General features: G+C 36.0%; 16 protein-coding genes and 1 tRNA gene. 13 read left to right on the top strand and 4 right to left on the bottom strand.

Annotated features, from left to right (window positions below):
* Nucleotides 1-2 precede the first annotated feature (2 nt).
* Nucleotides 3-530: a GNAT family N-acetyltransferase gene (locus DRF59_RS01335; protein ID WP_115956492.1), complete on the top strand. Its 528-nt coding sequence runs from the start codon at nt 3-5 to the stop codon at nt 528-530.
* Nucleotides 527-898 carry a cupin domain-containing protein gene (locus tag DRF59_RS01330; protein WP_115956491.1) on the top strand — a complete coding sequence of 124 codons (372 nt, stop codon included), beginning with the start codon at nt 527-529 and terminating at the stop codon, nt 896-898. Before DRF59_RS01335 ends, DRF59_RS01330 begins: the two co-directional genes overlap by 4 nt.
* 63 nt (nt 899-961) lie before the next feature.
* On the opposite strand, the gene DRF59_RS01325 is transcribed toward DRF59_RS01330, so the two are convergent.
* On the bottom strand, nt 962-1,705 hold the full coding sequence (locus tag DRF59_RS01325; protein ID WP_115956650.1) for a dienelactone hydrolase family protein: 744 nt from the start codon (nt 1,703-1,705) through the stop codon (nt 962-964).
* Between the two features lie 211 nt (nt 1,706-1,916).
* A complete protein-coding gene (locus DRF59_RS01320) occupies nt 1,917-2,348 on the bottom strand; it encodes a type I restriction enzyme HsdR N-terminal domain-containing protein (RefSeq protein WP_115956490.1) in 432 nt (143 codons plus the stop codon).
* 7 nt (nt 2,349-2,355) lie between these two features.
* Here DRF59_RS01320 and holA point away from each other — a divergent pair, with 7 nt between their 5' ends.
* The 6 genes from holA (at nt 2,356) to DRF59_RS01290 (ending at nt 7,384) form a co-directional block, all read left to right on the top strand.
* Nucleotides 2,356-3,393 (top strand): DNA polymerase III subunit delta, encoded by a 1,038-nt coding sequence (gene holA / locus DRF59_RS01315; protein WP_115956489.1) that lies wholly within the window; start codon nt 2,356-2,358, stop codon nt 3,391-3,393.
* 200 nt (nt 3,394-3,593) lie between these two features.
* Complete coding sequence (gene trxB / locus DRF59_RS01310) at nt 3,594-4,535, top strand: thioredoxin-disulfide reductase (protein WP_115956488.1); 942 nt, start codon at nt 3,594-3,596, stop codon at nt 4,533-4,535.
* 345 nt (nt 4,536-4,880) lie between these two features.
* Nucleotides 4,881-5,258 (top strand): VOC family protein, encoded by a 378-nt coding sequence (locus DRF59_RS01305; protein WP_115956487.1) that lies wholly within the window; start codon nt 4,881-4,883, stop codon nt 5,256-5,258.
* A gap of 311 nt (nt 5,259-5,569) precedes the next feature.
* Nucleotides 5,570-5,782, top strand: a complete 213-nt coding sequence (locus DRF59_RS01300) for a glyceraldehyde-3-phosphate dehydrogenase (RefSeq protein WP_115956486.1) — start codon at nt 5,570-5,572, stop codon at nt 5,780-5,782.
* Between the two features lie 141 nt (nt 5,783-5,923).
* Nucleotides 5,924-6,008: transfer RNA gene (locus DRF59_RS01295), tRNA-Ser, on the top strand.
* A gap of 710 nt (nt 6,009-6,718) precedes the next feature.
* Nucleotides 6,719-7,384, top strand: a complete 666-nt coding sequence (locus DRF59_RS01290) for a hypothetical protein (protein ID WP_123873644.1) — start codon at nt 6,719-6,721, stop codon at nt 7,382-7,384.
* Nucleotides 7,385-7,543: 159 nt separating this feature from the next.
* Here the strand turns inward: DRF59_RS01290 and DRF59_RS01285 are convergent, their stop codons facing one another.
* Nucleotides 7,544-7,978, bottom strand: a complete 435-nt coding sequence (locus DRF59_RS01285) for a hypothetical protein (protein WP_115956484.1) — start codon at nt 7,976-7,978, stop codon at nt 7,544-7,546.
* Nucleotides 7,979-8,259: 281 nt separating this feature from the next.
* Between DRF59_RS01285 and DRF59_RS01280 the strand changes: the two genes are divergently transcribed.
* From DRF59_RS01280 to DRF59_RS01270, 3 genes are all read left to right on the top strand, one after another.
* A complete protein-coding gene (locus DRF59_RS01280) occupies nt 8,260-8,703 on the top strand; it encodes a hypothetical protein (RefSeq protein WP_123873643.1) in 444 nt (147 codons plus the stop codon).
* Nucleotides 8,704-8,909: 206 nt separating this feature from the next.
* The gene (locus DRF59_RS01275) at nt 8,910-9,503 is read left to right on the top strand and encodes a dihydrofolate reductase family protein (protein WP_115956482.1); all 594 of its coding nucleotides are present in this window, start codon (nt 8,910-8,912) and stop codon (nt 9,501-9,503) included.
* Between the two features lie 10 nt (nt 9,504-9,513).
* Complete coding sequence (locus DRF59_RS01270) at nt 9,514-9,882, top strand: VOC family protein (RefSeq protein ID WP_115956649.1); 369 nt, start codon at nt 9,514-9,516, stop codon at nt 9,880-9,882.
* 90 nt (nt 9,883-9,972) lie between these two features.
* Here the strand turns inward: DRF59_RS01270 and DRF59_RS01265 are convergent, their stop codons facing one another.
* Nucleotides 9,973-10,950 (bottom strand): GlxA family transcriptional regulator, encoded by a 978-nt coding sequence (locus DRF59_RS01265; protein ID WP_115956481.1) that lies wholly within the window; start codon nt 10,948-10,950, stop codon nt 9,973-9,975.
* Nucleotides 10,951-11,088: 138 nt separating this feature from the next.
* Here DRF59_RS01265 and DRF59_RS01260 point away from each other — a divergent pair, with 138 nt between their 5' ends.
* Both DRF59_RS01260 and DRF59_RS01255 read left to right on the top strand, forming a co-directional pair.
* Nucleotides 11,089-11,511, top strand: coding sequence for an SRPBCC family protein (locus DRF59_RS01260; RefSeq protein WP_115956480.1), 423 nt, complete (start codon nt 11,089-11,091; stop codon nt 11,509-11,511).
* An 11-nt stretch (nt 11,512-11,522) separates the two neighbouring features.
* Nucleotides 11,523-11,939, top strand: a complete 417-nt coding sequence (locus tag DRF59_RS01255; protein ID WP_115956479.1) for a DoxX family protein — start codon at nt 11,523-11,525, stop codon at nt 11,937-11,939.
* Nucleotides 11,940-11,994 lie beyond the last annotated feature (55 nt).

The following is an 11,994-nucleotide window of genomic DNA, read 5'->3' as shown; positions in this document are numbered from 1 at the left end:
AAATGAATTTTTCTGTTCAGCCTGTTTTAGAGAATGAAGAATTTCAGTTAGTTCCCTTGCAGCAAGGGGATTTTGAATCTTTGTATGAAGTTGCTTCCGATCCTGAAGTGTGGAAACAGCATCCCAATAAGGACCGGTATAAAAGAGAAGTATTTGAAACCTTTTTTGAAGGGGCTATGCATAGCGGAGGCGCTTTTAAAATCATTGAAAAAGCTTCCGGAGATGTATTGGGAAGCAGCCGCTATTATAATTTTGATGAGCATGATAACCATATTTTTGTAGGCTATACTTTTTACGGAACAAAATCATGGGGGAAAGGCATTAATCCACAAATTAAAAAACTGATGCTGGATTATATTTTCCAATATGTAGATAAGGTTCATTTTCATGTAGGGAAAGAAAACTTTCGTTCCCAGACTGCTATGGAAAGGCTTGGGGCCAAAAAGATTGCTGAGGAGGAAGTGGCTTATTATGCTGAACCTACGAGGACTAATTTCGTATATGAAATCAAAAAAGAAGATTGGGTATGAAAAAATATAAAATTCAGCAATCTCCATTCATCGTTCCAACTCATGATGGAAAGCTAATCGAAGAGCATTGGGGGAATTCTACAGGAAATTCCAATGTGTCTATTGCGCATATGATAGCACCCCCGGATTGGAGTGAACCCCATCAGACTCCGGAATTTGATGAATTTACCTATATTATTTCAGGTAAAAAACAATTTGAAATAGACGGTGAGATTATCGTCCTGGAAAAAGGAAACAGTATTCTTGTCGAAAAAGGAGCCAGAATACGGTATAGCAATCCGTTTTCAGAACCTTGTGAATATCTTTCCATTTGCCTTCCGGCTTTTTCTATGGAACTGGTCCATAGGGAAGAGGAAGGAGTGGATTAATCTTATAAATAAACAATGTACCCATATTTTGTATGGGTACATTGTTTATTTACTCATTGAAATTTATTTCAAAATCTCTTTCAGAAACATCAAAGTATGATTCCATGCTCTCCTTGCCATTATTTCATTATAATCCGGTGATTTGGGATCCGTGAAAGTATGTTTTGAATGGGCGTAGGTAATGATCTGCCAGTCAGCGTTTCCTTCATTCATTTCTTTGATGAGGTTGTCGTAATCCTGCTGGGTTACACTCTGATCATCTGCAGGATTTTCTACCAGGATTTTGGCGGTTAAGGCTTCATTTTTTCTGTTCTGGTCTTTTGACAGACTTCCGTGAATGGAAACAACTCCTGCAACAGGTAAATGCCCTCTGGCAGATTCTAAAGCTCCGGTACCCCCGAAGCAATATCCGATTACTGCCGTTTTATCAGAGATCGCACCATTTTTTTTCAGTTCTTCCAGAGCCAGAGATATTCTTTTCTGATATTCTTTATAATTCTGTTTGTAATATCCTGAACTTTTTGCTGCTGCATCATTATCAGCAGGAATTTTACCCTCCCCATAAATATCAGCAATAAAAGCTATGTATCCCTGTTTTTCAAGTTCGATGGCTGCTGTTTTAGCTTCTTCGTCAATTCCTTTCCAGGCTGGAAGAATCAATACTCCGGGAAGTTTTTTTCCTGCATTGGAGGTGATCATGCCATTCAGTTTTTGATTACCATCCTGATAGGAAACTGTTTTGAGTTTTTGACTGAAAAATGTTCCTGAAGCCATAATGAATGTGGTTAATAAGATTGAACGAATCATACTTTTTATTTTGTATTGGTTAATTAAATTTAATATTGTAATCTGTTTTTTTTGATACAAGTAAATTATTAGCTAAATTAATGAAAATAACTTAATTAATAATGTTGTATGGCTGATTAAAAAGTAGTGTTGATTTCCATTTATGCGATGTTCTGAATCGGCTTTATAAGATAGAAAAGTGTTTTTTTAACCTGTTACTTTTTAATCGGTTCTACTCGGGCTTATAGAACTGATATTGCCCGTTTTCATAATAGGCATTGATATGCTGCAGGCCATTGGTAAGGATGATTTCTTTAGCTCCGATAATAGAATTGTATCTGGCAGTCTGTTCAAATGTCTTTTCCGTTAATTTGATGTGTGGAGCTTTACATTCAATCAGGATTACAGGTTCTGTTTTTTCAGTAATCAGCAGATCCACTCTTTTGGTTAACCCGTTCAGAATAATTTTTTTTTCTGTGATTAATGCTGATACGGAATAGGCTTTTACAGTAAGGTAATAGTGTATCCAGTGTTGTCTGACCCATTCTTCAGGAGTAAGCAGAAGATAAGTTTTACGAACCAAATCATAAATAAAAAACTTATCTTTGTCTTTCTTGAATTTAAAATCAAAAGTTTCCTGAAAATTCAGTTTTGGAAGTTCCATTAGTAAGATGAAAGAATTAGATTTAATCCTCAAAAATATTAAAAATAAAGAAGTTTTACCTATTTATTTTTTCCACGGAGAAGAACCCTACTTTATTGATGTAGCTGTAAAAGCTCTTGAACACAACTTTCTGGAAGAGGATGAAAAAGCCTTCAATCAAACTGTTGCATACGGAAAGGATACTTCTTATCAGGAAGTACTTTCTCTGGCAAGACAGTTTCCGATGATGGGGGACAAGCAGGTAATCATCGTCAAAGAAGCTCAGGACCTCAGGTTTAATGAAGAGGAAAACCGGATTCTGGAAGCATATGTCGAAAATCCTGTTCCTTCCACAGTATTGGTTTTTGCGCATAAACATAAGAAACTGGACAGCAGGAAAAAAGCAGCCAGGGCCCTGGATAAAGCTAATTTCCTTTTTTTAAGTGAATCCGTAAAGGAAAGTAATCTGCCCAAATGGATTAGTGACGAATGTTCAAAACTGAAGATCAAGACAGCACCTAATATTTCACATCTTCTGGCGGAGTATCTGGGAAATGACCTTTCAAGGATTGCTAATGAATTAAATAAGCTGAAGATTATCCTGAAAGAGGGAGAAGTATTGGACGGAACTATTGTAGAAAACCATATCGGAATCAGTAAGGAATATAATGTTTTTGAGCTTCAGAAAGCTTTAGGAACAAAAAATGCGAATGCTGCCTTTAAGATCGCTCACTTTATGGGTAAAAATCCAAAAAATAATCCTTTTGTAATGTTGTTGGCCAGTCTTTACAATTACTTTTCAAATGTGATTATTTATCAGACAATGGCAGGTCAGCCACCGCAGGCGATTGCTTCACAAATGGGCGTAAATCCTTATTTCATCAAGGATTATGCAGAAAGTGCAAGGTTATATCCTTTAAAACATGCAACAAGGGTAATCTCTGTTTTAAGGGAGTTTGATATGAAGGGAAAAGGGCTTGGAGCCGTAAATATGGGTGAGGCAGAACTGATCAGGGAGCTGGTGTATAAGATTATTAATATCGATAAATTTAAAATGAAGGTGTAATCCTGTATTGAACAGATAACTTTTTTGAATTTCAAACCCTATTCTTAAACTATACTTTGATTTGTTTTAATATTCACATCCTTCAATTGACAATCCGCATATCTGATATTGACAAGTATCATTAAAATAACTTTAAAAAAACATTAAAAATTACGAAATTAGCGGTCTTAATTTAATTAAATCTTTTTGAACAAATAGATATGGAGCAAAACATTTTAGATTGTGTGATCGTTGGATCTGGACCTTCTGGTTTCACAGCTGCTATTTACGCAGCAAGAGCAGATTTAAAACCTGAATTGTATACAGGTTTGGAGCCGGGCGGACAATTAACTACAACTACTGAGGTTGATAACTTTCCAGGATATCCAGCCGGGATTACAGGTCCTGAAATGATGATGGATCTGCAGAAACAGGCAGAAAGATTTGATACCAAAGTTCATTATGAGATGATTACTAAAGCTGAATTCTCCAAAGAAGCAGGAGGAGTTCACAAACTGTATGCAGGAAATAAAGAAATCCTGGCTAAAACAGTTATTATTTCTACAGGCGCTACAGCAAAATATCTGGGACTAGAAGACGAAAAAAAATATGCAGGAGGTGGAGTTTCCGCCTGTGCAACCTGTGACGGATTCTTCTACAAAGGTAAAGATGTTGTGGTAGTAGGAGCGGGAGATACAGCAGCAGAGGAAGCAACTTATCTTGCTAAACTATGTAAGAAAGTGACTATGCTGGTTAGAAAAGATGTCTTTAGAGCTTCAAAAGCAATGATCCACAGAGTTGAAAATACTCCGAACATTGAGGTGAAGTTTCATCATGAGTTAATCGGGATTGAAGGGGAAAACGGTTTAGTGGAGAAGGCTGTGGTCATTAATAATCAGACCCAGGAAACTTCTAAAATTGATGTTGAAGGAATCTTCATCGCAATTGGTCATAAACCGAATACAGATATCTTTGTTGGACAAATAGATCTTGATGAGAACGGATATATTGTTACTGAAAAAGGTTCTTCAAGAACAAATCTTCCGGGAGTATTTGCTGCCGGAGATGTTCAGGACCACATTTACAGACAGGCTATTACGGCTGCCGGAAGCGGATGTATGGCTGCAATGGATGCAGAGAAATATTTAGCCGAATTACACTAATACTATTCAGTTTATACAATACAAAGCGTACCCAAAGGGTGCGCTTTTTTGTTATATTCTTTTCTGAGAATTGAAAAAATAATATAATGTTTTCAGATTTTTGAACCATTAAGCAGATTGAAGCTGTGAAGGAAAATTAAGGAAGTATCAAAGATACTTTTAAAGCGTACCGTTTCTTAATATTCTTAAGGATTTAATTTTTCTTAATGGTTAAATATTATACTGTTTTCCAATATAAAATGTTTTTATATATCAAATATTCCATGAAAACATTAATATATTTGTGAAACTGCAAACGTTTCTGCTTTGCATCCATTATATATAAACTGAAAAAACGAATCAAAAATGAAAAGAGTAACCGCTATCGGGGGAATCTTCTTTAAGTGTAAAGACCCTGAACAAGTAAATGAATGGTACAAAACCCATCTGGGATTGCCCACCAGCCCATACGGAGCCAAATTCGACTGGAAAGACGAAGAATCCGGTAAGAAAGGATATACGCTGTGGAGTCCTTTTAAAGAATCTACCCAATACTTTGAGCCTTCTGCCAAAGAATTTATGATCAATTATCATGTGGAGAATATTGAAACGCTGGTAGAGGAATTAAAAAAAGAAGGGGTTACGGTTCTGGATGAGATTGCTACGTACGAATATGGAAAATTTGTACACATCCTGGATCCGGAAGGAAATAAGATAGAATTATTTGAACCGGCAGGAGAGTAGAGGACGGAAAGGGCTGTGATTGACAACCTGCTATTAGCTATACTTAAAGATTGTCATTCAGTGCGGGACAAGATAAAGCGTGGACTAGAATATTTTAATAAAGCTTAGATTTCTAGGAATGACAAAGTGTGCGCATAGATAAAGCGTTCTGCTTATCATTCCGTAGGAATCCAGGCCAAAAAGTATTCTTATAATAAGTGATGATAAAATAACAGTTTAAATTGTTCAGAATGACAAACGTTGCGGGTAAGCAATTATTCCTATTGTGTCAGGTAAAATCCTTACATTTAGCTCCCTAATCAAAAAAGAATATGGAAAGAAAAATTATAAAAATCACACATGTCACAGGAACATACATTATTGAGGTTCCCAATGGAGCACTTAATGACATGAAAACCCAACTGGACAAGTGCCTGAATGATGAACAGGGTGCTATTGTAGTAAAAAGAGAAGGCGGAGATCAGTTTGTTTATCCGTCAGATCTTTTAAAAAACAGTTTTATTGCAATCGTAGACAGGGAATAGTTTACATCCTTCAGAAAATAATTCCCTTGATTACTAATCTATTATTAAGTTTTGTTAAAATTTATCTTGTAAAAGTTTTGCGGAAATTAAAAATCGTTCTATATTTGCACCACTGAAAACAACGGTATAACCGGAGTTTAAGGAGAGTTGGCAGAGTGGTCGATTGCGGCAGTCTTGAAAACTGTTGACTGTAACAGGTCCGGGGGTTCGAATCCCTCACTCTCCGCGAAATACTTAATAGAACCTGCTGATTCCAGCAGGTTTTTTTGTTAGAGTTTTAGTTCAGATGTAAAGTCAGAAGCTTAACAAAAATTTTGATTAAACCTGAAGAACATTTATTCTTTACACTCTAAGCTATATTCTAAAATTTTTATCTAGATAAGATACTAGGCTTCTGCCAAATAAGTTTAAACATTTCCTATGATTAATTCATTATAATCTTCTTAATGCAGAACATGATGTAATTTCTGCTTATTCAACGTCTCTGATGGCTGTTTAGTTGGATCATAACCATATACAACCAACAGTAATCGTTGTATTGATATCAAGATTTTTCTAAATGATCAGAAATATATCTTGCTACAGATTGTAGCTTTATCTAAGTGATTAGGAATTAATTGTATCTGCTTTATCTTACTTCTATCCATAAAATGACCTTATTCCAATTTATAAAAGAGTTATGTGAGTATGGCTAAATTTTGTGTTATATTTAATTAAAAAAAGCATTATGTTAGCAGAATGATAAAAATAGAAGTTGTAATATTAACACATCTAAAACATATTATGGTAAATTAAATAGATTGCTTAAAATTAGAAATACTAATAGCAATCTTTTTTTGATAAACTAATTTAATAATTTATAAAATGGATAAGCCAGAAAAAAGTCTTCAAAGAAAAATAAACTACCTTATAGTTTATGCGGTGATAAGTTCAACAATGTTTTTACTATTTGTTCTCACTTCCTTTGCCGAAAAAGACAGAAAGGAAAATATGGATGAACTCACTGTAAAAAAAATCAATCTGATTGGTGAAGACGGTAGTCTTAGAATGGTTATCAGTAATGAAACACGGCAGCATTCCGGTAGAATTAACGGCCAGGACTTAGCTAAAAGAGAGCGCCCTGCGGGAATTATTTTTTTCAACAATCAAGGGGATGAATGTGGAGGTATTGTGGCTGCAGTATCGGAACAGGGGAAATCTATAAATTCAGGAATGTCTTTTACAATGGATAACTATCATGATGACCAGGTCATTCAACTTCTGAATGATGAAACTTATGAGGAAGGAAAAGCTTCTGTGCAGAGAGGATTTATAGTAAGGGAATTTCCGGTAGGTTCTGATTTAATTTCCAGACAAAATAAAATGGCAGCTTTGGAGAAGATTGCTGACGCCAAAGAACGGGAACAGAAAATCAATGAATTATTCGAAAAGGAAGGAGCAAAGAAGAGGGTTTTCGTTGGAAGAACAACTAAAAGTGATGCCGGGTTGTTTTTATACGACGAAAATGGAAAAGCGAAAATGAAAATCTATGTGGATAAAAGTGGCAAACCAAAAATTGAAGTTGTTGATGATAAAGGGCAGATTAAGAATTTGGTTCAATAACCCTTTAATTTCTCTCGACTATGTAGCCATCCAGAGTTATTTTAAATTAGATGTAACTCTCAGCAATTTTATAAGAACGAAATACTTTCACTGATCAGTTGTTGAATTAGAGAAAAAGAAAAGCTAAAACATAGCTGCAAAACTGATTCACAATTTCAATTATTTGAAAGAATCTAACAATACAGGGGATGCATTATAAGAGGACGTTTTTATGGTAAAAGGCTTGGGTTGCCACCAAAAAAAGAATTTATTTACCGACTTATATCTTGCTGTCCTTTTTTGCTTTACAGCTGAAGAATCTGATGGTTTTTCCATAATTGGAGACTTTAGAATCAAATGGGTTATAGCGAGATGATGTTTCGTAAACATGACTTTTAATGACGGCTGTGCTAAGGACGTATATCTGTATTTAAAGATCGTGATACTATCTTTCCAGATAAAGAGTTTGGGGGTAAGTTTATTTTGAAGTAAGGAGGCAGTCGGTTCAGACCGGGTGTTTTCATATCCAGGGTTATCCATCACCCTTTGTTCCCGTGTGAAAGAGGCAGATACAAATACAATGGCAGACAAAAAAAAGAAAAAAAATTTTTTCATTGAATAAAGATAGATACTTGTATAAATGAAAGGCTGATTTCATATTGAGCAAATGTATAATTTACTGTATAAAGTCACAATCCGTATTTACACGATATTTGTATTAAAAAAAATGGGTTTTTTACGGAAAGCTGATGATAGTATTGTATTCTCAGCCATTGAGTGTTTTTTATTTATTGTTGTAAAAAATGTATATTTAAGGCATAAGAAGGGTATGCAGTATAGTTAAAGCCGGAATATGGATCTTTAATATGGAAAGCTGCCTTTTAAAAATGATAATCATGAAAAAAATACTTTTGGGAACATTGCTGCTCTTATTGGGGTGTACTGAATATTCTGTTATCAGCTATGATAAACCCAGTATTGATGTCAGCTCCTACTTTTATGAAGTCGGATACTTAATCAATAATTATCCACGCCAGAATGGCCTGCCTAAAAAAGGTCTGGTTGCCTATTTTACAAATAAGAGTGGTTCTTCCAAACAAGTCCGGGTTTTAGAAGTAAGCTCCAAAGAATATGGAGTGTTGAATAGATATGATAAAAAGGTATCCCATCTGAAAAATGCTGAAAACCTATATGTAAAAGATCTTGATTATGAAAAAGGGAATGAAGCCAGGCGAAAAATCGAAATTGATACGATTACTGTTAAGTTCGAAGTGGAAAACAAGATTAAGGTGGTGCAATTCTCTAAAGATCATTCGAAAAAAAGGCAGGGTTTCTTTTAGTTCCGGCATCAGACACATTTTTCCTGTCAAATATCAATCCGCTGATTTCAACAAATATATTCAGTTGTTCTGCCTGGTACAAGATCTGATCCGGATAAAGAAAAAATCTTACCTTATGACAAGCCGGTTATGCTTCTGAGTTTTTAATTTTAATATAAAAAACAGGATCTGATATATCATTCACTTTATTCATAAAATCCAATATAATGAGAAAAATAACGGTTTTATCAATGATTACCCTGGATGGGGTAATGCAGGCACCTGGCGGTCCTGAAGAGGACAGGTCCGGAGAATTTAAATATGGTGGTTGGACGGTATCATATGGTGATGAACTTTTGGGAAAAGTTATACAACAGGAAATGAGACCGGCAGATTATCTACTCGGAAGAAAGACATTTGATATCTTTTCATCTTACTGGCCTCAGCATGCTGATTTCTGGCCGGCTATTAATGAGGGAACTAAATATGTTTTATCCCGGACCCTGGAGCAGTCTGATTGGGATAATACTGTTTTTCTCAGGAGTTTATCTGATATAGAGAAGCTTAAACAGTCAGAGGGAACTGATATTCAGGTTTGGGGAAGCGGTGAGCTTGTCCGCCTTTTGCTGAAGCATAATCTGGTGGATGAATTTCGGTTTAAAATTTATCCGCTGATTCTTGGCGATGGGAAAAAACTGTTTGACAATAACGCGGTTCCGGCTGCATTTGCTTTAACAGAGAGCCATATAACTTCAAAAGGAGTAATCATTGCGTGTTATAAACGTGATGGAGAAATTTTGACCGGTGACATTGAAATTTAAAAAGGCTGCTATGGATATAAAATTTGAAGCAGGAATTAATATTGCTATAAAGATTCCAAAAAATAAATATGATAAAACAATTGCTTTCTACAGGGATATCCTGAAGTTGGATGTTGAAGAAAAGCCAATTGACAATCCTACGGTTTCCAGAACACATGAGGTGAAGTTTGGTAATAATATCATATGGCTGGATTGCGTGGATAACTATACCCACTCCGAAACCTGGCTGCAGCTTACAGTTCGTAACGTGGAAGAAGCCACCGGATATCTCCGGTCAAAAGGGGTGGAGACCTGTGATGAATTTGAGGAGCTTCCTGAAAATATGCATTGGATTACAGATCCTGCAGGTACCGTTTTCAATGTACAGCAAACCCCTTAGATCAGTATAGAAATTTTTTTATTAGTATTGCAGATTTTTGCTTTTAAAGTATTTTTAACCCGATAACCTGGAAAATACTGTTATGGAGAATTAAGGAATTTCAACAAACTTAGCAAATTTATTCCTGTATTCAACGGGCGTAAGACCTGTTATTTTCCTGAAAATATCTCGGAATGCCTTGGTATCTGTATACCCTACATCATACATTACCTCTGAAACGTTTTTTCTGGAGGCTTCAAAAAATTTCTTTGCGGCTTCTATCCGTACCCGTTGTATATATTCCACAGGGGTATTGTTAGTTGCTTCCTTGAATCTTCTTTCAAAAGTCCGTCGTCCGGTACCTGCATATTCTGCCAGTTCTTCAACATTTATTTTTTCCTCATAGTTTTCTTCAATATAATCCTGTACTTTTTTTATCTGTTCATCATTATGATTTCGCTGTCCTCTGAATATGGCAAACTGAGACTGGCTGTCTCTGCTGATGTCAAGGGCGAAATATTTTGAGATCATAACGGCCGTTTCACGGTCTGAGTATTTTTCTACCAGATACAGGATGAGATTCCACAGACTGCTGGCTCCGCCACTGCTGTAGATATTATCGTGTTCAGTGATAACAGCTCCGTCTTCTACTTCTACGTAAGGATACCGGTTTTTAAATTCGCTGATATAGGCCCAGTGGGTAGAACATTTTTTACCGTCAATAAGTCCCGTTTCAGCAAGAAGAAAAGCCCCGACACATAGGCTGGCAAGGCTGGCTCCTCCATAATACAGTTTTCTGAAGTAAGGGATAGCCTCTGCATTGGCGGTGATACCCTGATCCATATCTCCGAAAGTCGGTGGAATAATGAGAAGGTCAGTTTGCGTAACGTTCTGAAGAAGCCGGTTGGTCCTGATTGTATATTCTCCGCTATTAGCCGGGACATATTCATTAAGGCCTACATATTCTACCTTGAAGACCGGTTTTTTTCCAAATACAGAAAGAAATTCATTGGCTGTATGGAAAGTCCTGAATGCCGGAGTGATGGCTTCGATTGTGCCATATTGCGGAACGAAAACTGAAACCTGCATATCTCTATAATTTAATTACTTACAAATATAAGTATATTTCCTGTCGCAATCTACCCTTTAAGTTGTCGTTTTTGCAACAGAAGGAATTTTAGATTCTGTCCCATCTTTGTCATAAGATTACAAACAAAAATTAAAACAATGAAAGAATCAGTAAAAATTAAGGTAGAAGCATTGATTGACGCTTCAGTAGAAAAAGTATGGAAGATGTGGAATACTCCTGAAGATATTATGAACTGGAATACTGCAGATCCGGGCTGGCACTGTCCGGACAGCACCAATGATCTTAGAGTAGGAGGTGCTTTTAATAACAGAATGGAAGCAAAGGACGGCAGTTTTGGCTTTGACTTTACCGGGATCTATGATAAAGTAGATCTACATAAGGAAATAGCCTATACCATGACAGACGGAAGAAAAGTCTCTACTACTTTTGAAGACAAGAATGGAAAAACAAAGGTTTTAACTGCATTTGATCCGGAAAGTGAAAACGATCATGAATTTCAAAAGCAGGGCTGGCAGGCAATACTTGGTAATTTTGTAAAATATGTGGAATCAATACATTAATACTTGAAATCATGAAAAAAAGTAAGATATTTTTCTGGGTAGCTACTGTTATCCTGATCCTTTGGGAAGGAATCATGCCTGCTGCCACACTGGTATTTGCACCAGAGTATGTAAATGCCGGAACGAAGGCCCTGGGATATCCTGATTACTTTGCTTATTCGCTGATTATTTGTAAAATACTTGGAGTAACGGCAATCTCAGTGAATAAGGTACCGGATAAGTTAAAAGAATGGGCATATGCGGGACTGGCATTTAACTTGATATTTGCATTGATAAGTCACGCCTGCGTTGATCAAAAACCGGAATACATGTTAATGCCACTGGTCTTCCTGGGAATACTGATGATTTCTTACCGGTTCAGAAAATGGAATAGCAGAAAAGTTTCCTTTACTGAAGCTGATCCTTACAGTGAGGTTTCTGTTATATAGAATAAAACTGAATATCAGTTGATAAAAATTATTTTTGAAACAATATCTAAAAAAA

The sequence above is a fragment of the Chryseobacterium flavum genome, assembly GCF_003385595.1.
Classification (GTDB): Bacteria; Bacteroidota; Bacteroidia; order Flavobacteriales; family Weeksellaceae; genus Chryseobacterium; species Chryseobacterium flavum.
This window is presented reverse-complemented; position numbering and strand designations above follow the sequence as displayed.

Bases quoted from the DNA above. Each gene is read 5' to 3' on its own strand.
- DRF59_RS01275 (WP_115956482.1), top strand. From the start codon at position 8,910: ATGAGAAAAATAACGGTTTTATCAATGATTACCCTGGATGGGGTAATG.
- DRF59_RS01280 (WP_123873643.1), top strand. From the start codon at position 8,260: ATGAAAAAAATACTTTTGGGAACATTGCTGCTCTTATTGGGGTGTACT.
- DRF59_RS01330 (WP_115956491.1), top strand. From the start codon at position 527: ATGAAAAAATATAAAATTCAGCAATCTCCATTCATCGTTCCAACTCAT.
- trxB (WP_115956488.1), top strand. From the start codon at position 3,594: ATGGAGCAAAACATTTTAGATTGTGTGATCGTTGGATCTGGACCTTCT.
- DRF59_RS01260 (WP_115956480.1), top strand. From the start codon at position 11,089: ATGAAAGAATCAGTAAAAATTAAGGTAGAAGCATTGATTGACGCTTCA.
- holA (WP_115956489.1), top strand. From the start codon at position 2,356: ATGAAAGAATTAGATTTAATCCTCAAAAATATTAAAAATAAAGAAGTT.
- DRF59_RS01255 (WP_115956479.1), top strand. From the start codon at position 11,523: ATGAAAAAAAGTAAGATATTTTTCTGGGTAGCTACTGTTATCCTGATC.
- DRF59_RS01335 (WP_115956492.1), top strand. From the start codon at position 3: ATGAATTTTTCTGTTCAGCCTGTTTTAGAGAATGAAGAATTTCAGTTA.
- DRF59_RS01285 (WP_115956484.1), bottom strand. From the start codon at position 7,978: ATGAAAAAATTTTTTTTCTTTTTTTTGTCTGCCATTGTATTTGTATCT.
- DRF59_RS01300 (WP_115956486.1), top strand. From the start codon at position 5,570: ATGGAAAGAAAAATTATAAAAATCACACATGTCACAGGAACATACATT.
- DRF59_RS01270 (WP_115956649.1), top strand. From the start codon at position 9,514: ATGGATATAAAATTTGAAGCAGGAATTAATATTGCTATAAAGATTCCA.
- DRF59_RS01305 (WP_115956487.1), top strand. From the start codon at position 4,881: ATGAAAAGAGTAACCGCTATCGGGGGAATCTTCTTTAAGTGTAAAGAC.
- DRF59_RS01290 (WP_123873644.1), top strand. From the start codon at position 6,719: ATGTTTTTACTATTTGTTCTCACTTCCTTTGCCGAAAAAGACAGAAAG.
- DRF59_RS01265 (WP_115956481.1), bottom strand. From the start codon at position 10,950: ATGCAGGTTTCAGTTTTCGTTCCGCAATATGGCACAATCGAAGCCATC.
- DRF59_RS01325 (WP_115956650.1), bottom strand. From the start codon at position 1,705: ATGATTCGTTCAATCTTATTAACCACATTCATTATGGCTTCAGGAACA.
- DRF59_RS01320 (WP_115956490.1), bottom strand. From the start codon at position 2,348: ATGGAACTTCCAAAACTGAATTTTCAGGAAACTTTTGATTTTAAATTC.